The following is an 18,565-nucleotide window of genomic DNA, read 5'->3' on the forward strand; positions in this document are numbered from 1 at the left end:
AAACGGCAAACTCCTCAGACAAGTTGGAGACAGTGAACGGTGACCGCACACACGGGAGGGCCCCGGTGACCCCGGACGGCCCCCTGCGCCCCAGCCCCCTGGTCGAACAGGCCACCCAGCGGCTGCGCGCCCGGATCGCCGACGGCACCTGGCCCGTCGGCAGCAAGCTCCCCGGTGAGACCACCCTCGCCAAGGACCTCGGCGTGGGCCGCTCCACGGTGCGCGAGGCGCTGCGCGCGCTGGCCGGCGCCGGACTCGTCCGCCCCCGGCAGGGCGCCGGTGTCTTCGTCACCGCCACCGAACCGGCCGAGGACTGGCCCGCCCAGCTGCGCCGGGCCGCCGTCACCGACGTCTACGAGGTCCGCACCGCCGTCGAGGTGCACGCCGCCCGGCTGGCCGCCCAGCGCCGCACCGACGAGGACGTCGCCGCGATCCGCGCCGCGCTGGAGGGCCGGCGTGCCGCCGCCGGCGCCGGTGACGAGGCCTTCGTCGACGCCGACATCGCCTTCCATGCTGCGGTGGTCGCCGCCGCGCACAACATCGTCCTGTCCGGCCTGTTCGCCCAGTTCACTCCCGTTCTGCGCAAGGGCCTGACCGAACTCCTCGCACTGAGCGGCCTGCGCCGCGACGACCCGAACACCGCGGACGACGCCCACGAGGCGATCGTCCGGGCGATCGCCGAGGGGGACGCGGAGACGGCGGTGGCGGTGGTCGCCCAGGAACTGCAGAACCCCTTCCCGCCGGCCACCTGACCGCCCGCCCGGGACACCGCCCCGGCGGCGCGCCCGCCCAGGAAGCCTGCCCGCAGCGGAAGGTCCTCCGCCCCGCAGGGCGTGCAGCGCGGCGGAGACGGCCGGATCGCGACCCGCGTCACCCGTTCGGCCCGCGGACGGGAATAGCCGGACGGACCACCCGGTTCTCGCCCGGAAACCGGACCATGCGCAGCGAACCTGAAGGGCTGAGCCATGAAGATCGGCATCATCGGCGCGGGCAACATCGGCGGCAACCTGACCCGGCGGCTCACCGCCGTCGGCCATGACGTGTCCGTCGCCAACTCGCGCGGCCCGCACACGCTCACCGAGCTGGCCGAGGAGACCGGGGCGACGGCCGTACCGGTGGAGGAGGCCGCCCGCGACGCCGAGATCGTCATCGTCACGATCCCGCTGAAGGCGATCCCCGACCTGCCCAAGGGGCTCTTCGACGAGGCCGCCGACGGCGTCGTGGTCGTCGACACCGGCAACTACTACCCGCAGCAGCGCGACGGACGGATCGCCGCGATCGAGGACGAGGGCCTCGCCGAGAGCCGCTGGACCGAGCGGCAGCTCGGCCATCCGGTGATCAAGGCCTTCAACGCCACCTTCGCCCAGGACCTGCTGGAACGCCCGCGCCCCGCCGGCGACCCCGACCGCATGGCGCTGTCGGTCGCCGGCGACGACGCGGCGGCCAAGGCGAAGGTGAGGGCCCTGATCGACGAGCTGGGCTTCGACACCGTCGACACCGGCGGCCTGGACGACTCCTGGCGCCAGCAGCCCGGCACCCCGGTCTACGGCCTGCGCGGCGACGTCGAGGCCGTGACGAGCGCCCTCGAGGCGGCGACCCCGGACCGCCCGGCGGACTTCCGCGGCTGAGCCCGCACGACGACGCCGCGCGGCGCTACGGGGTGGCCCAGTCCCGCAGCGCCGCGCGGTCGGCGAAGTTCGCCACGTCCTTGTCGTGCGGGTCGTCGGTGTACTGGTGGAAGCGCCAGGCCGCCTTGATGCGGGGCTTGCCCGCGGTGACGTAGTCGGCGATCCAGAGGCCGTCGCCGGCGTAGGAGGTCGTGTCGACCGTCAACCAGAAACTCCGGTTGCAGTAGAGCACGACCCGGTTGTGCGGGCGCAGCTGCTTCAGGGTGCGCAGGAAGCGGTCCTTGTCCGCGTTGCTCGCGTGGGTGCCCTCGCCCGTCGTCTCCCAGTCGACGGCCAGGATGTCGCCGGGCTTCTCCGGGGTCTTGCTCAGGAAGTACTCCGCCTGGGCCGTGAGGTTGCCCGGCCACAGGAAGTGGTAGAAGCCGACGACCAGCCCGGCGGCACGGCCGTGCGCGGTCTGGGCGGCGAGCCGGGGGTTGACGTACGAACGCCCCTCCGTCGCCTTGATGAAGACGAAGGAGAGGCCGTCCGTGCCGTAGGCGGAGGACTGGTACGCGCTCACGTCGATGCCGCGCAGCATGGGGGCTCCCGACAAGGTGTGGGGGGACGGGAGTTGTTGATGCCCCGGATCGGCCCCCGCTCAACCGCCTGAACGGAAGCGCTCGTTCAGCACTCGATGATGTTCACCGCGAGACCGCCCCGGGCCGTCTCCTTGTACTTCACGCTCATGTCCGCGCCCGTGTCCTTCATGGTCTTGATGACCTTGTCCAGGGACACCTTGTGCGAGCCGTCGCCGCGCAGCGCCATCCGCGCCGCGGTGACCGCCTTGACCGCCGCCATGCCGTTGCGCTCGATGCACGGGATCTGCACCAGGCCGCCGACCGGGTCGCAGGTCAGGCCGAGGTTGTGCTCCATGCCGATCTCCGCGGCGTTCTCCACCTGCTCCGGAGATCCGCCCATGACCTCGGCGAGCGCGCCCGCCGCCATCGAGCAGGCCGAGCCGACCTCGCCCTGGCAGCCGACCTCGGCGCCGGAGATCGAGGCGTTCTCCTTGAAGAGCATGCCGATCGCGCCCGCGGCCAGCAGGAAGCGGACCACGCCGTCCTCGTCGGCGCCCGGTACGAAGTTGATGTAGTAGTGCAGGACCGCCGGGATGATGCCGGCCGCGCCGTTGGTCGGGGCGGTGACGACCCGGCCGCCGGCCGCGTTCTCCTCGTTCACGGCCATCGCGTAGAGCGTGATCCACTCCATGGCGAGGGCCTTCGCGTCGCCCTCGGAGCGCAGCTTGCGCGCGGTGGTCGCCGCCCGGCGGCGCACCTTCAGCCCGCCCGGCAGGATCCCCTCACGGGACATGCCGCGCTCCACGCACTCGCGCATCACCCGCCAGATCTCCAGCAGCCCGGCGCGGATCTCCTCCTCGGTGCGCCAGGCCCGCTCGTTCTCCAGCATGAGGGAGGAGATCGACAGGCCGGTCTCCTTCGCCAGGCGCAGCAGCTCGTCACCCGTGCGGAAGGGGTACTTCAGGACCGTGTCGTCCAGCTTGATCCGGTCCGCGCCGACCGCGTCCTCGTCGACGACGAATCCGCCGCCGACCGAGTAGTACGTCTTCGACAGCAGCTCGGTGCCCGCGGCGTCGTACGCCCAGATGGTCATGCCGTTGGCGTGGTACGGCAGGGCCTTGCGACGGTGCAGGACCAGGTCGTCGTCGAAGGAGAAGGCGATCTCGTGCTCGCCGAGCAGGTTCAGCCGGCCCGCCGACCTGATCGCCTCGACCCGCTCGTCGGCCGTCTCCACGTCCACCGTGCGCGGTGAGTCGCCCTCCAGGCCGAGCAGGACGGCCTTCGGGGTGCCGTGGCCGTGCCCGGTCGCGCCGAGGGAGCCGTAGAGCTCGCAGCGCACGGAGGCGACCGAGCCGAGCACGTCCTCGCCCCGCAGCCGGCGGGCGAACATGCGGGCCGCGCGCATCGGGCCCACCGTGTGGGAGCTGGACGGGCCGATGCCGATCGAGAACAGGTCGAAGACCGAGATGGCCACGGGGAGACTCCTCAAGACGGGGGTGGTGCGGGGCGCGGGCACCGCGCACACCGGTACTGCCAGTGTGCGCGGTACCCCGCGGAGCGTGACTTACTTGTTCAGACCCGGGTAGAGCGGGTGCTTCTCCACCAGGGCCCGGACCCGGCCCTTGAGCGCGTCGGCGTCGTAGGACGGCTTCAGCGCCTCGGCGATCACGTCCGCGACCTCGGCGAAGTCCTCGGCCGTGAAGCCGCGGGTCGCGAGGGCGGGCGTACCGATGCGCAGGCCCGAGGTCACCATCGGCGGGCGCGGGTCGTTCGGGACCGCGTTGCGGTTGACCGTGATGCCCACCTCGTGGAGGCGGTCCTCGGCCTGCTGGCCGTCCAGCTCGCTGTCGCGCAGGTCGACCAGGACCAGGTGCACATCCGTGCCGCCGGTCAGGACGTTCACCCCCGCCTCACGGGCGTCCGGCGAGGTCAGCCGCTCGGCGAGGATGCGGGCGCCCTCCAGGGTACGACGCTGGCGCTCCTTGAAGTCCTCGGAGGCCGCCAGCTTGAAGGAGACCGCCTTGGCCGCGATCACGTGCTCCAGGGGGCCGCCCTGGAAGCCCGGGAAGACGGAGGAGTTCAGCTTCTTCGCGAAGTCCTGCTTGGCGAGGATGATGCCGCCGCGCGGGCCGCCGAGCGTCTTGTGCGTGGTGGAGGTCACGACGTCGGCGAACGGCACCGGGTTCGGGTGCAGCCCGGCCGCGACCAGCCCGGCGAAGTGCGCCATGTCGACCCACAGGTACGCCTCGACCTCGTCGGCGATCCGGCGGAACTCCGCGAAGTCCAGCTCACGCGGGTACGCCGACCAGCCGGCGATGATCACCTTGGGGCGGTGCTCCTTGGCGAGCCGCTCGACCTCGGCCATGTCGACCAGGCCGTTGTCGTCGACGTGATAGGGGACGACGTTGAACTGCTTGCCGGAGAAGTTCAGCCGCATCCCGTGGGTGAGGTGGCCGCCGTGCGCCAGGTTCAGGCCCAGGATGGTGTCGCCGGGCTGGGCCAGCGCGAAGAGCGCGGCCTGGTTGGCGGAGGCGCCGGAGTGGGGCTGGACGTTGGCGTACTCGGCGCCGAACAGCTCCTTGACCCGGTCGATCGCGATCTGCTCGGTGACGTCGACGTGCTCGCAGCCGCCGTAGTAACGACGGCCGGGGTAGCCCTCGGCGTACTTGTTGGTCAGCACCGAGCCCTGGGCCTCGAGGACCGCCACGGGGGCGAAGTTCTCGGAGGCGATCATCTCCAGGGTGGACTGCTGGCGGTCCAGCTCGGCGTCGACCGCGGCGGCCACGTCCGGGTCGAGCTCGTGCAGGGGCGTGTTCAGAAGCGACATGGGATTCCTGCGACCTCTCAGCCGTTGGTGAAGGCGTCGTACTCGGCGGCGGAGAGCAGGTCGTCCGGCTCGCCCGTGACGCGCACCTTGAACAGCCAGCCGCCCTCGAAGGGGGCCGAGTTCACCAGCGACGGGTCGTTGACGACGTCCTCGTTGACCTCGGTGATCTCACCGTTGACGGGGGAGTACAGCTCCGAGACGGACTTGGTCGACTCCAGCTCGCCGCAGGACTCGCCCGCGGTGACCGTGTCGCCGACCTCCGGGAGCTGGACGAACACGACGTCACCGAGCGCGTTGGCCGCGTGCTCCGTGATGCCGACCGTCGAGACGCCGTCCTCGGCGCCCGACAGCCACTCGTGCTCCTTGCTGTAGCGCAGCTGCTGGGGGTTGCTCATGGCCTGAATTCTCCTGTACGCGGGTCTGTGCTGATGAATGGGGGACTGCGAAGACGCGCGTGACCAGGGGCGATGTGCCCCATGTCACGTCGGAGGGCTTACGCCAGTGTCACTTCTGCCGCTTGTAGAACGGCAGCGCCACGACCGTGTACGGCTCATGCGTACCGCGGATGTCGACGCCGACACCCGGCGTGCCCGGCGCCGCGTGCGCCGCGTCCACGTAGGCCATGGCGATCGGCTTGCCCAGCGTGGGAGAGGGGGCGCCCGAGGTCACCTCGCCGATGACCTTGCCGTCCGCGACGACCTGGAACCCGGCGCGCGGGACGCGGCGGCCCTCGGCGACCAGGCCGACCAGGACGCGCGGCGGGCTGGACTCGGCGCGCTCGGCGGCCGCGGCGAGCGCCTCGCGCCCGACGAAGTCGCCCTCCTTGTCGAACTTGACCACCCGGCCGAGCCCGGCGTCGAAGGGGGTCAGCTCGGCGGTCAGCTCGTGCCCGTACAGCGGCATGCCCGCCTCCAGGCGCAGCGTGTCCCGGCAGGACAGACCGCACGGGACCAGGCCCAGGCCCTCGCCGGCCTTGGTCAGCGCCTGCCACAGCTCGACGGCGTGCTCCGGCTTCACGAACAGCTCGAAGCCGTCCTCGCCGGTGTAGCCGGTGCGGGCGATGAGCGCCGGGACGCCGGCGACGGTGCCGGGCAGGCCGGCGTAGTACTTCAGGCCGTCGAGGTCGGCGTCGGTCAGGCTTGCGAGGATGCCGGGGGACTCGGGGCCCTGCACCGCGAGCAGCGCGTACGCGTCGCGGTCGTCGCGCACCTCGGCGTCGAAGCCGGCGGCGCGCTCGGTGAGGGCGTCGAGCACGACCTGGGCGTTGGAGGCGTTGGCGACGACCATGTACTCGGTCTCGGCGAGCCGGTAGACGATCAGGTCGTCCAGGATGCCGCCGTCGGCCTGGCAGATCATGGTGTAGCGGGCGCGGCCGGTCTTGACCGCGCCGATGTTGCCGACCAGGGCGTGGTCGAGGAGGGCGGCGGCCTGCGGGCCGGTGACGGTGATCTCGCCCATGTGGGAGAGGTCGAAGAGCCCGGCCTTCGTGCGTACGGCGTTGTGCTCGTCGCGCTCGGAGCCGTAGCGCAGCGGCATGTCCCAGCCGGCGAAGTCGGTCATGGTTGCGCCGAGCGAGCGATGCACGGCATCGAGCGCGGTGAGACGGAGTTCGGTACTGCTCATCGGTCGGTCGTCTCCCAGGGGAAGGACAGGGCGAGGAAGTTCCTCCCCATCTGTCATCGGAACCTGAGAGGTTCGCCATGACCGCTCACGGTCCTGGCTTGCACCTTGGGTGGGGCCGCCGACGTGGACGGCCCGCTTTTCAGATGTGCCTCGCCCGCGCGGTAACGGGGCCTGAGAGATTCAAGGGAGGGACTTGCTCCTTCGGCGCCCCAGCCTTGGGCTGGGAACTCTCCCGCGCGGATTCAAACGGCCGGTATGCAGTTGGCGGGCTCATCATTGCACGCCTCGCCCGAAGACGGCAGGCCGCATCTGTAACCGGGTTGTGGCGGTACGTACACGAAACCGGGAGGCGATCCGCATTACCTTCTCTTTACCTGCGTTGGGCAGGTCATCACCTGAACGCCAGGGGAGGACGATGACGGTGGACAGGATCACGGCGTACGCGACGACCCCGGGCCTCACGCTGCCCTCGCAGCCGGCGGCGCCCGCCCTGGAGACACGGACCGGCCCGGTGGTGCGGGACCTGCGCGAGCGGGCCGGCCGCAGCCCGCACGCCCTGCTCTTCGGCCCGTGCGACCTGGTCGTCGTCACCGGACTGCCCGGCAGCGGCAAGTCCACCCTGATGCGCCGCGCGGTACCGGGCCTGCGCGTCGACTCCCAGGACACCCGCGACCGCTACGACGCCCGCCTGTCCCGCCTGCTGCCCTACGCGCTCTACCGCCCGCTGGTCCGCCTCGCCCACTACGCCGCCCTGCGCCGCGCCCTGGCGAGCGGCGAGGGCGTCGTCGTGCACGACTGCGGCACACAGTCCTGGGTGCGCGGCTGGCTGGCGCGCACGGCCCGCCGCCGCGGCGGCACCCTGCACCTGCTGCTGCTCGACACCGACCCGGACACCGCCCTGACCGGCCAGCGCGCACGCGGCCGCGGCGTCTCCCGGTACGCCTTCCACCGCCATCGCCGCGCCACGGCCCGTCTGCTGTCCGCCGTCGAGCGCGGCGACCTGCCGGCCGGCTGCGACGCGGCGGTCCTCCTCGACCGGGACGCGGCGAACGCCCTGCGGCGGATCGCCTTCACCGGCTGAACCGCCGTGCGGTTAGCCTTTCAGCCACAGCAGCGGTTCGAAGCAGATGGTGGAGAGATGGACTTCCCTGCCGACCTTCCGGCGGACTTCCCGGCGCAGACGCACCCCCATCCCCACGGCGGATGGCCCGGCAACGAGCTGGAGGAGGTGCTGTCGGCCTCCCTCGGCGTCCCGGGAGCCGGCGGCCGGATCGTGGAGGTGCTCGGCCGCAGCTTCCTGTGGATCCCCCTTCCCCACGGCGGCGGCCCGCACAGCGGCCCCCTCGACCTGCCCACCACCGAGATCGCCGGCCAGGCCTACGTCCCCGTCTTCAGCTCCGAGGAGCAGTTCCGCCAGGTCGCCGGCGCCCACATGTCGTACACCGTCGCGCCCGCAGTGGAGTTCGCGCGCGGGCTGCCGGCGCAGGTCGGCATCGCGGTGAACCCGGGCGGCCTGGTCGGCATACCGCTGCCGCCCCAGGCGGTGGCCGAGGTGTGCCGGGCCGGCCGCACCCCGCTGGACGGCCCCGCGAGCGGCGGCCGGGTCCGCCTGTACGAGCCGGACTGGCAGGACGACCCCGTCGGCTTCCTCGCCACCGCCTCCGCCGAGTTCGAGGCGACCGGCACCGTCCTGACGGCCCGCCGCTGCCTCGCCGTGATCGAGACGGCCGACCCGGTCATGTTCGTCGGCGTCGAACTCTCCCAATGGGAAGGCGACCTGCGCAACGCCCCCCTCGACGCCCTGGGCCGGGCCCTCGGCACCACCCCGGCCCCGTGGCCGGTGAACCTCATCCTGCTGGACCTCGCGGGCGACGACCCGGTGGCGATCTGGCTCAGGGACAAGGTGCGGCCCTTCTACACGAGGGGCGGCTGACCCGCCCGGGGCCACGCACCGTTCTCCCCGGTCCTCCCCAGGCGCCACTTAACCTGGTTTCATAGCTCGGTCGAGGGTGTTGTACGAAAGGGCGATTCGAAGTGAGCGCGAGCGGCACGGCCGCGACCGGCCAGGTCGAGCACATGCTGCGCCAGGTGACGCCCGGGCGGTACGACGCCTACGAGGCGCTGCTGCGCGCACTCGCCACCCCCGCCACCGGCCAGGTCTGGATGCTGCTGTGGCACGGCCAGGCCGGTTCCCCGGACGCCCAGTACGGCACGATGGAGGTCGACGGCCACGGCTACGCGCCCTGCGTCACCTCCGCCCAGGAGCTGAGCGCCAGCGGCTGGAACCGCTCGTACGAGGTGGCCGACGGCCTCGAGGTGGCCCGCGCGCTCTACCCCGACCACCACGGCCTGTGGCTCAATCCGCACGCCCCCGGCGGCGGCCTCGGCATCCCCTGGCTCGACCTGCGCCGCATCGCCACCGGCCTGGACCGCCAGCCGGCCGGCCCGCTGCGGCTGACGGAACCGGCCATCGAGATCCCGCAGTTCTACGCCCTGCTCGCGCAGAACGCGCACCGCACCCCGCCGCTGCGCGCCCTGCGCCGCGCGTGGGTGCAGCCCGCGCTCGGCGCGCCGTACCTCGCCATCGGCCTGGACGTCTACGACACCTCGCCGGCCGCGGTCGACGCCGTACGCGCGATGATGCAGCAGTCCCTCGGCGCGGTGCCGGACGGGCTGCCGGTGTCGACCGTCGCGATGAGCGACGACCACGACCCGGTCGTGCTCTGGATGCGCGCCAACGCGCGCCCGTTCTACGACCGTGAGGCGCACGCGGCCGCCGCGCCCCAGGCGCCGGCGTCCGGTTACGGCTACCCGCCCGCCCCCGGCCGGTACTGATCCCCCGCGCGGTTCACCGCGCCCCGGCACCCTTCTGCGCGCGTAGATCGCGGCAGATGATCCCGGCCTGCCCGAATCGCCCCCACTGGTCCCCGTCCGGCCCGCGCCACCCGCTGTCCGGATAACGGAAGTCCCCAGACCGCATCACGTTTACGCATCCTTTCCTCACCAAGTCTGGCAACTGCTCGCCAATGCGTTGAAGACTCCCGCTCCAAGGGGCCCAGTCGCCCCTGTGTACGACTTCGTACGACGGACTGACCATGCCGCCACAGCGGCAAGTGCGGGCCGGCTACCGCCGGTTGAGAGGGGTCCCTGCCAGATGACGGCACCATTGCACGAGCCGACCGCGGAAGCGGCCCCGAGCGCGGCCGAGGAAGCGGCGGTTGCGACCACCGGCGCCAAGGCCGTCCAGGGCCGGTCCCTGGGACGGATCGCCTGGGAGCGCCTGAAGCGGGACAAGCTCGCCCTCACGGGCGGCGTCGTCGTGCTGCTCCTTATCGTCGTCGCCCTGCTCGCCCCGGTGATCACCGGCGCGGTGGGACAGGACCCGAACGACTATCACGAGAACCTGATCGACCCGCTGTTCGGCACCCCCAGGGGGTCGCTCGGCGGCATGAGCGGGGAGCACTGGCTGGGCGTCGAGCCGGTCAACGGCCGCGACATCTTCGCCCGCATCCTCTACGGCGCGCAGATCTCCCTGCTGGTCGGCTTCCTGTCCGCGGTCGTCGCCGTCGTCCTCGGCACGGTCCTCGGCATCCTGGCCGGCTTCTTCGGCGGCTGGGTCGACTCCCTGGTCAGCCGGGTGATGGACGGCCTGCTCGCCTTCCCGCAGCTGCTGTTCACCATCGCGCTGGTCTCGGTCATGCCGAACAACATGCTGGGCCTGTCCGGCACCGGCGTGCGCGTGTTCATGATGGTCGTGGTCATCGGCTTCTTCGGCTGGCCCTACATCGGACGCGTGGTGCGCGGCCAGACACTCTCGATGCGTGAGCGCGAGTACGTGGAGGCCGCCCGGTCCCTGGGCGCCGGCCGGCTGTACATCCTCTTCAAGGAACTGCTGCCCAATCTCGTGGCGCCGATCATCGTCTACACGACGATGATGATCCCCACCAACATCCTCACCGAGGCGGCACTCAGCTTCCTGGGCGTGGGCGTCAAGCCGCCCACGGCCTCCTGGGGCCAGATGCTCTCGAGCGCGATCGACTACTACGACTCGGACCCCATGTACATGGTGGTGCCCGGCGTGGCGATCTTCATCACCGTTCTTGCCTTCAACCTCTTCGGCGACGGCGTGCGCGACGCGCTCGACCCCAAGGGCTCCCGCTGAAGTGCCGTACCCCAAGCGACCCGTGGCAGCACCTGGCACGGGGTCTCTCATCAAAACCGGAGGATCCGAGATCGTGACTACGCAACGCACCTCAGGGCGGCACAAGCAGGCCATGGCCGCCGCCTTCGTGGTCGCCGGGCTGCTGACCACGGCGGCGTGCGGCGGCGGCAGCGACGACGGGGGCTCGAAGTCCGGTGCCGCCGGCTTCGACGCCGCCAACAACAAGGTCGCCCAGGCCTCGCTGGCCAAGAAGGGCGGCACGCTGAGGTTCGGCGCCGCCCAGGACGCCGACTCGTGGGACACCACGCGCGGCTACTACGGCTTCATGTGGAACTTCTCCCGCTACTACAGCCGCCAGCTCGTCACGAACAAGCCGGCCCCGGGCAAGGAAGGCGCCACCCTCACCCCGGACCTCGCCACCGGTCTCGCCAAGGTCACCGACGGCGGCAAGACCTACACGTACACGCTGCGCGACGGGAGCACCTGGGAGGACGGCAAGCCGATCACCTCCAAGGACCTCAAGTACGGCATCGAGCGCATCTGGGCGCAGGACGTCCTCTCCGGCGGCCCGACCTACCTGAAGGACGTGCTCGACCCGAAGAACGAGTACAAGGGCCCCTACAAGGACACCTCCGCGGACCACCTGGGCCTGAAGGCGATCGACACGCCGGACGACAAGACCATCGTCTTCCACCTGCCGAAGGCCAACTCGGACTTCGAGGAGATGCTGGCCCTCACCTCGGCCTCCCCGGTCCGCCAGGACATGGACACCAAGTCCAAGTACGGTCTGAAGCCGTTCTCCTCGGGCCCGTACAAGTTCCAGTCGTACAACCCGGGCAAGGACCTCACCCTCGTCCGCAACACCAACTGGAAGCAGGCCTCGGACCCGGTCCGCAAGGCGTACCCGGACAAGATCACGGTCACCTTCTTCTCCAACGCCAACGAGCTGGACCAGCGCCTGATCAACGGCGACCTGGACCTCGACATCAACCAGACCGGCATGTCGCCGCAGGGCCGCCAGACCGCCCTGCGGCAGCACAAGGCCAACCTGGACAACCCGACGTCCGGTTACATCCGCTACGCGGTCTTCCCGCAGAGCGTGAAGCCGTTCGACAACATCCACTGCCGCCTCGCCGTCATCTACGGCGCCGACCACGTCTCCCTGCAGACCGCGCGCGGCGGCCCGCTGGCCGGCGGTGACATCGGCACCAACATGCTCCCGCCGTCCGTCGCGGGTGGCGAGGGCCAGAAGTACGACCCGTACCAGCTCGCCGGCGCCAACAAGAGCGGCAACGCCGCCAAGGCCAAGGAAGAGCTGAAGGCCTGCGGCCAGCCCAACGGCTTCAAGACCACCATCGCCGTGCGCAACAACAAGCCGGTCGAGGTGGCCACCGCCCAGTCCCTGCAGGCGTCGCTGAAGAAGGTCGGCATCAACGTCGACATCGACCAGTACGACGGCTCGCAGACCACCGGCATCATCGGCAGCCCCTCGAACGTGCAGAAGAAGGGCTACGGCATCATCATCATGGGCTGGGGCCCGGACTTCCCGTCCGTGCAGGGGTTCGGTCTGCCGCTGTGGGACAGCAAGTACATCCAGCAGAGCGGTAACAACAACTACGCCCTGATCAAGGACAAGACGATCGACGGGCTGTTCGACAGCTACGTGAACACGCTGGACGACGCCGGCAAGACCAAGATCGCCACGGAGATCAACCACAAGGTGATGGAGGGCGGCTACTACCTGCCCTTCGTCTTCGAGAAGTTCATCAACTGGCGCAGCGACAACCTGGCGAACGTCTACACGACCGACGGCTACAGCGGTATGTACGACTTCGTCAACCTCGGTCTGAAGAACTCGAAGTAAACCCGGCACACCCGCCGTACGGCACGAAAGGCAGGTGAAGGCCGGCGCGGCGTGACCGCGGGCCCCCGGACGACCTCCGGGGCCCGCGGTCCCGCGGCGGGCCGTAAGCTGTGCTCGCTTACCTCATCAGGCGGTTCTTCGCCGCCATCGTGATGCTCGTGGTCATCATCCTGGCCGTGTTCTGCATCTTCTTCCTGATCCCGAAGTGGGCGGGCGTCGACATCGCCCTGAGCTTCGTGGGCAAGCAGGCCGACCCGGCGGCCGTGGAGGGCGTGCGGGAGAAGCTCGGTCTCGGTGACCCGGTCTACCTCCAGGTCTGGGAGTTCTTCAAGGGCATCATCGCCGGCCGCACCTACTCGGGCGGCGGCGACGTCGTCCACTGCGCCGCGCCGTGCTTCGGCTACTCGTTCAAGAGCGAGCAGGCCGTCTGGCCGGTGCTGACCGACCGTTTCCCGGTGACCCTGGGACTCGCGCTCGGCGCGGCCGTGCTGTGGCTGATCTTCGGTGTCGCGGCCGGTGTCCTCTCCGCCCTCAAGCGGGGCAGCGTCTGGGACCGCGGCGCGATGGTCGTCGCCCTGTCGGGTGTCTCCCTCCCGATCTACTTCACCGGTCTGCTCAGCATCGCGGTCTTCGACATCGGGCTGCACTGGGTCAACTCGCAGTACGTGCCCCTCGCCGACAACCCGGCCCGCTGGTTCGAGAGCATGATCCTGCCCTGGGCCACCCTCGCCTTCCTGTACGCGGCGATGTACGCCCGCATCACGCGCGCCACCATGCTGGAGATCCTCGGCGAGGACTACATCCGCACGGCACGCGCGAAGGGCCTGAAGGAACAGAAGGTCATCGGCAAGCACGCCATGCGCTCCACGATGACCCCGCTCCTGACCATGCTCGGCATGGACCTCGGCGCCCTCATCGGCGGAGCCATTCTGACCGAGTCCACGTTCAACCTGCCCGGTCTCGGCCGCGCCGTGCTCGACGCCATCAAGAACCAGGATCTCCCCATCATCCTCGGCGTCACCCTGATCACTTCTCTCGCGGTGCTCCTCGCCAACCTCGTGGTGGACGTCCTGTACGCCGTGATCGACCCCCGAGTGAGGCTCGCATGACCGAACTGAGCAAGACCGGGGCGGCCGTGGGCGAGCCCACCCCCGCCTCGGCGCCGCCGTCCGCCTTCCTCGAAGTGCGCGACCTGAAGGTGCACTTCCCGACCGACGACGGCCTGGTCAAGTCCGTCGACGGGCTCACCTTCCAGCTGGAGAAGGGCAAGACCCTCGGCATCGTGGGCGAGTCGGGCTCCGGCAAGTCGGTGACCTCGCTCGGCATCATGGGCCTGCACACCGCCGGCCAGTACGGCAAGCGCAAGGCGCAGATATCCGGCGAGATCTGGCTGGACGGCACCGAACTGCTCTCCGCCGACCCCGACCACGTGCGCAAGCTGCGCGGCCGGCAGATGGCGATGATCTTCCAGGACCCGCTGTCCGCGCTGCACCCGTACTTCACGATCGGTCAGCAGATCGTCGAGGCCTACCGGGTCCACCACGACGTCGACAAGAAGACCGCCCGCAAGCGCGCGGTGGAGATGCTCGACCGGGTCGGCATCCCGCAGCCCGACAAGCGCGTCGACAGCTACCCGCACGAGTTCTCCGGCGGTATGCGCCAGCGCGCGATGATCGCCATGTCGCTGGTCAACAACCCCGAGCTGCTCATCGCGGACGAGCCGACCACCGCACTGGACGTGACGGTCCAGGCGCAGATCCTGGACCTGATCCGCGATCTGCAGAAGGAGTTCGGCTCCGCGGTCATCATCATCACCCACGACCTGGGCGTCGTCGCCGAACTGGCCGACGACATCCTGGTGATGTACGGCGGCCGCTGCGTCGAGCGCGGACCCGCCGAGCAGGTCTTCTACGAGCCCCGCCACCCCTACACCTGGGGTCTGCTCGGCTCGATGCCGCGGCTGGACCGCGAGCAGCAGGAGCGCCTGATCCCGGTGAAGGGCTCCCCGCCCTCCCTCATCAACATCCCGTCCGGCTGCGCCTTCAACCCGCGCTGCCCGTACGCCGACGTCCCCAAGGACAACGTCACCCGCACGGTCCGCCCCGAGCTGGCCGAGGTCGGCAGCCGGCACTGGGCCGCCTGCCACATGAGCGCGGAGCAGCGGGAGCGTATCTGGACCGAAGAGATTGCGCCGAAGCTGTGAGCGAGAACTCCAAGGACACGGCGGCGACCCCGCCGAAGACGCAGTCGGCCGGCGCGGCCACCCTCACCGAGGACGCCGGGCACGGGGACGTCCTGCTGAAGGTGACCGGGCTGCAGAAGCACTTCCCGATCAAGAAGGGCCTCTTCCAGCGGCAGGTCGGCGCGGTCCACGCGGTCGACGGCATCGACTTCGAGGTGCGCCGCGGCGAAACCCTCGGCGTCGTCGGCGAGTCGGGCTGCGGCAAGTCGACCATGGGCCGGCTGATCACCCGGCTGCTCGAACCGACCGGCGGCACGGTCGAGTTCGAGGGCAAGGACATCACGCACCTCGGAGTGTCGGGCATGCGCCCGATGCGCCGCGACGTGCAGATGATCTTCCAGGACCCGTACTCGTCGCTGAACCCGCGCCACACCATCGGCACGATCGTCGGCGCCCCCTTCAAGCTCCAGGGCGTCACGCCCGAGGGCGGCATCAAGAAGGAGGTGCAGCGGCTGCTGTCGGTGGTCGGGCTCAACCCCGAGCACTACAACCGCTACCCGCACGAGTTCTCCGGCGGTCAGCGCCAGCGCATCGGCATCGCCCGCGCGCTCGCGCTCAGCCCCAAGCTCGTGGTCGCCGACGAGCCGGTGTCCGCGCTGGACGTGTCGATCCAGGCCCAGGTGGTGAACCTGCTGGACGACCTCCAGGAGGAGCTCGGCCTGACGTACGTGATCATCGCGCACGACCTGTCGGTCGTCCGGCACGTCTCGGACCGGATCGCGGTGATGTACCTCGGCAAGATCGTGGAGCTGGCCGACCGCGACCAGCTGTACCGGTCGCCGATGCACCCGTACACCAAGGCCCTGATGTCGGCGGTGCCGATCCCGGACCCGCGGCGCAAGAACGCCAAGAGCGAGCGCATCCTGCTCAAGGGCGACGTGCCCTCGCCGATCTCGCCGCCGAGCGGCTGCCGCTTCCACACGCGGTGCTGGAAGGCGACGCAGATCTGTGCGACGACCGAGCCGCCGCTGGCCGAGCTGCGACCGGGACAGCGGGTGGCCTGCCACCACCCGGAGAACTTCGAGGACCAGCAGCCGCAGGACACGGTCCTGCTGACCATCGCCAAGGAGGCGGCGGAGCTGGTGGCCGACGAGGTCCTCGCGGAGTCGGCGGAGACCTCGGCGGCGGTGGCGGCGGAGGTCGCGTCGAACGGCCCCACGCCCCGCGACGAGACCCCTGCCGACGCAGCCACGCCCGCCGCGCCGGACACGGCGGCTGAGGCCGCGCCGGCCGTCGAGTCGGGGGCCGCGCCCGAGGCAGCGCCGGCCGTCGAGCCCGAGGCTGCGCCGGAGGCCGACTCCGGGGCCGCGTCGGACACGGCGGCTGAGGCCGCCTCGGAGGCCGAGCCGGCGCCTGCTCCCGGCACCGCGACCGCCGCCGCGCCGGACGCCGGTGGGTCGGAGGCCGGTGGGTCGGAGGCCGGTGGGTCGGAGACCGCCGCGGGCGGCGACGCCGAAGCCTCGGCCGCCGACGGGCGGGACGACGCGACCGGGAAGTCGGACAAGTAGTCGCTCGGGGGGCGTGGCCTGGCTTTGCCAGGTGCACGCCCCCCGAGACGTCAGAATGTTCGGGTGATCCCCCAGCTCTTCAGCCCCTCCGTCCAGCACACGCTCGACCTGGTCGGCATCTTCGTCTTCGCCATCTCCGGCGCGCTGCTGGCCGTGCGCAAGAACTTCGACGTCTTCGGCATCGCTGTCCTCGCCGAGGTCACCGCGCTGGGCGGCGGGCTGTTCCGGGACCTGATCATCGGGGCGGTACCGCCGGCCGCCTTCACGGACCTCGGCTACTTCCTCACCCCGCTGCTCGCCACCCTGGTGGTCTTCTTCCTGCATCCGCACGTCGAGCGGATCCAGTCGGCGGTGCTCGTCTTCGACGCCGCCGGTCTCGGGCTGTTCTGCGTCGCCGGGACGACGAAGGCGTACGCCTACGGGCTCGGCCTGACCGCGTCGGCCACCCTGGGCCTCGCGACCGCGGTCGGCGGCGGTGTCCTGCGCGACGTCCTCGCCAATGAGGTGCCGTCGCTGCTGCGCTGGGACCGCGACCTGTACGCGGTCCCGGCGATCGTCGGCTCCGCCATGGTCGCCCTGTGCATCCGCTACGACGCCCTCACCCCGCTGGCCAGCGGCCTCGCCGCGCTGACGGCCTTCGTCCTGCGGCTGCTGGCGATGCGGTTCCACTGGCGAGCCCCCCGAGCCTGGAACCGCCGCTCGACGGTACGAGAGGAGTAGACCCGGGGTCCACCGAGCCCACGGCACCTCAACGACCGACGGCGCCGCACCCCACCCAGGGGCGCGGGGAACTGCGCGACCGGCCCCGACGCACCCGCACCCGAAAGACGACCCGGCCCGCCCAAGAAGACATCGGTACCCCTCGGCGAAACGATCCGCTCGACATCAGAACCGCCGGAGCTCAGGCTCAGGTCACTGCTTGCGCCCCGCCGGCGCCCCGCTGGCCAGCTCGGCGCGGGTGGAACCCGCCTTCCGCGTGGCCGGGGGAGCGGTGGCGGTGGGGTCCTTGACCCCGTGCTTGCCCATCTGCACCGACAGCCAGCGGAAGATCGTGTCCACCTGCGGCTTCCACAGGGCCATCGTGTGCCCGCCCGCCGTGCGCGGCAGATAGACCACGTGGACGGTGGTGGGCGCCTTGGCCGCCTGCTTCAGGGCCATCGCGGCCTCGTAACCGTCACGCGGCTGGCCCGACAGGTAGAGCGCGATCTGCGGCGGCACCTTGGCCTTGCGCAGCAGCATGTACGGGTTGTTCGCGGCGCGCAGCGCGGGCGTCTGCGCGGCGAGGGAGTTGCTCTCGCCGATCGGGTCGTTGTACCCGGACAGGCTCACGGCCGCCCGGTAGCGGTCGGGGTGGGCGACGGCGAGCTTGGCCGCGCAGTGCGCCCCGGCGGAGTAGCCGGCGACCGCCCAGCCGCCCGGTGCGGGCTGGGTGCGGAAGTTGTCCATGACCATCTTCGGCACGTCGACGCTCAGCCAGGTGTCGGCGTTGACCGTGCCGGGGATGTTGGCGCAGCCGGTGTCCACGCCGGCCAGCAGGTTGGTGCGCGGCGCGACCAGGATGAACGGCGCGACCTCACCGGACTGCATCAGCGGCAGCAGCTGCTCGTGGGCCTTCATCGACCCGAACCAGGCCTTCGCCGAGCCGGGGTAGCCCGGCAGCACCTCGACGACGGGGAACTTGTAGTGCCGCCAGCCGGGCAGGTGGTACTGCGGCGGCAGCCAGACGTAGACCTCCGCGTCCACGCCGGACACCTGCCCCTTGAGCTGGGTGACCTGCACGCCGCCGGCGGCGCGCATGCCGGGCCCCGTCGCCGGGCTGAACTGCTGCTTGACCTTGGGCAGCTTGTCCAGCGAGATGTTGCCCGTGCCGTTCGCGCCGAGGTCGGCGGCCTGGTGGACGTGGTCGCCGGTGCCGAGCAGGTCGTCCCAGTTGTCGTACAGATTGTTGGAATTGTTGACCAGGACGAACACCAGGGCGACGGCGGTGCCCTGGGCGAACAACAGCATCAGCAGCCGGGCCGCGGCGCGCAGGGCCTTCGGTCCGCGCAGCCGTGACCACAGGACCAGAGGAACGAGCACGGCCACGACGGCCAGCACGATCAAGAGGTAGAGGAACGGAGTCCCGGTGAGGCTCATATCCCTAGAGAGGGC

Annotated in this window: 17 protein-coding genes and 2 riboswitches; of the genes, 11 read left to right on the forward strand and 6 right to left on the reverse strand. The window is 70.8% G+C overall.

From position 1 onward, the window contains the following. Positions 1–65: 65 nt before the first annotated feature. Positions 66–752, forward strand: coding sequence for a FadR/GntR family transcriptional regulator (locus ACZ64A_RS15450; protein WP_469810725.1), 687 nt, complete (start codon positions 66–68; stop codon positions 750–752). A gap of 213 nt (positions 753–965) precedes the next feature. After that, entirely contained in the window at positions 966–1,628 is a 663-nt protein-coding gene (locus tag ACZ64A_RS15455) for an NADPH-dependent F420 reductase (RefSeq protein WP_469810726.1), read from the forward strand. Positions 1,629–1,653: 25 nt separating this feature from the next. On the opposite strand, the gene ACZ64A_RS15460 is transcribed toward ACZ64A_RS15455, so the two are convergent. The 5 genes from ACZ64A_RS15460 to gcvT all read right to left on the reverse strand — a co-directional run bounded on the left by ACZ64A_RS15460 (position 1,654) and on the right by gcvT (position 6,638). Further along, positions 1,654–2,208: a glycoside hydrolase family 25 protein gene (locus tag ACZ64A_RS15460; RefSeq protein WP_469810727.1), complete on the reverse strand. Its 555-nt coding sequence runs from the start codon at positions 2,206–2,208 to the stop codon at positions 1,654–1,656. A gap of 86 nt (positions 2,209–2,294) precedes the next feature. Continuing rightward, positions 2,295–3,662: an L-serine ammonia-lyase gene (locus ACZ64A_RS15465; protein WP_469810728.1), complete on the reverse strand. Its 1,368-nt coding sequence runs from the start codon at positions 3,660–3,662 to the stop codon at positions 2,295–2,297. Between the two features lie 90 nt (positions 3,663–3,752). Continuing rightward, on the reverse strand, positions 3,753–5,015 hold the full coding sequence (locus ACZ64A_RS15470) for a serine hydroxymethyltransferase (protein WP_469810729.1): 1,263 nt from the start codon (positions 5,013–5,015) through the stop codon (positions 3,753–3,755). 17 nt (positions 5,016–5,032) lie between these two features. Then, positions 5,033–5,410, reverse strand: a complete 378-nt coding sequence (gene gcvH, locus ACZ64A_RS15475) for a glycine cleavage system protein GcvH (RefSeq protein ID WP_469810730.1) — start codon at positions 5,408–5,410, stop codon at positions 5,033–5,035. Positions 5,411–5,519: 109 nt separating this feature from the next. Then, positions 5,520–6,638 (reverse strand): glycine cleavage system aminomethyltransferase GcvT, encoded by a 1,119-nt coding sequence (gene gcvT, locus ACZ64A_RS15480; RefSeq protein WP_469810731.1) that lies wholly within the window; start codon positions 6,636–6,638, stop codon positions 5,520–5,522. A gap of 40 nt (positions 6,639–6,678) precedes the next feature. Continuing rightward, positions 6,679–6,787: riboswitch (glycine riboswitch) on the reverse strand. Further along, a riboswitch (glycine riboswitch) is annotated at positions 6,788–6,883 on the reverse strand. It abuts the riboswitch before it with no gap. Positions 6,884–7,053: 170 nt separating this feature from the next. Here gcvT and ACZ64A_RS15485 point away from each other — a divergent pair. The 9 genes from ACZ64A_RS15485 to ACZ64A_RS15525 all read left to right on the forward strand — a co-directional run bounded on the left by ACZ64A_RS15485 (position 7,054) and on the right by ACZ64A_RS15525 (position 17,134). Continuing rightward, on the forward strand, positions 7,054–7,719 hold the full coding sequence (locus ACZ64A_RS15485; RefSeq protein ID WP_469810733.1) for an AAA family ATPase: 666 nt from the start codon (positions 7,054–7,056) through the stop codon (positions 7,717–7,719). Positions 7,720–7,776: 57 nt separating this feature from the next. Continuing rightward, complete coding sequence (locus ACZ64A_RS15490; RefSeq protein WP_469810734.1) at positions 7,777–8,571, forward strand: enhanced serine sensitivity protein SseB; 795 nt, start codon at positions 7,777–7,779, stop codon at positions 8,569–8,571. A 101-nt stretch (positions 8,572–8,672) separates the two neighbouring features. Next, entirely contained in the window at positions 8,673–9,473 is an 801-nt protein-coding gene (locus ACZ64A_RS15495; RefSeq protein ID WP_469810735.1) for an enhanced serine sensitivity protein SseB C-terminal domain-containing protein, read from the forward strand. Positions 9,474–9,792: 319 nt separating this feature from the next. Beyond that, complete coding sequence (locus tag ACZ64A_RS15500) at positions 9,793–10,800, forward strand: ABC transporter permease (protein WP_469810736.1); 1,008 nt, start codon at positions 9,793–9,795, stop codon at positions 10,798–10,800. Positions 10,801–10,873: 73 nt separating this feature from the next. After that, positions 10,874–12,664 (forward strand): ABC transporter substrate-binding protein, encoded by a 1,791-nt coding sequence (locus ACZ64A_RS15505; RefSeq protein ID WP_469810737.1) that lies wholly within the window; start codon positions 10,874–10,876, stop codon positions 12,662–12,664. Between the two features lie 110 nt (positions 12,665–12,774). Further along, positions 12,775–13,773 (forward strand): ABC transporter permease, encoded by a 999-nt coding sequence (locus ACZ64A_RS15510; protein WP_469810738.1) that lies wholly within the window; start codon positions 12,775–12,777, stop codon positions 13,771–13,773. Continuing rightward, positions 13,770–14,867, forward strand: coding sequence for an ABC transporter ATP-binding protein (locus ACZ64A_RS15515; RefSeq protein ID WP_469810739.1), 1,098 nt, complete (start codon positions 13,770–13,772; stop codon positions 14,865–14,867). The genes ACZ64A_RS15510 and ACZ64A_RS15515 overlap by 4 nt, the downstream gene beginning before the upstream one ends. Next, a complete protein-coding gene (locus ACZ64A_RS15520) occupies positions 14,864–16,414 on the forward strand; it encodes an ABC transporter ATP-binding protein (protein ID WP_469810741.1) in 1,551 nt (516 codons plus the stop codon). Before ACZ64A_RS15515 ends, ACZ64A_RS15520 begins: the two co-directional genes overlap by 4 nt. 63 nt (positions 16,415–16,477) lie before the next feature. After that, positions 16,478–17,134, forward strand: a complete 657-nt coding sequence (locus ACZ64A_RS15525; RefSeq protein ID WP_469810742.1) for a trimeric intracellular cation channel family protein — start codon at positions 16,478–16,480, stop codon at positions 17,132–17,134. A 192-nt stretch (positions 17,135–17,326) separates the two neighbouring features. Here the strand turns inward: ACZ64A_RS15525 and ACZ64A_RS15530 are convergent, their stop codons facing one another. Beyond that, complete coding sequence (locus ACZ64A_RS15530; RefSeq protein WP_469810743.1) at positions 17,327–18,550, reverse strand: alpha/beta hydrolase; 1,224 nt, start codon at positions 18,548–18,550, stop codon at positions 17,327–17,329. Positions 18,551–18,565: the final 15 nt, after the last annotated feature.

It is taken from the genome of Streptomyces sp. NPDC104814 (genome assembly GCF_055583185.1).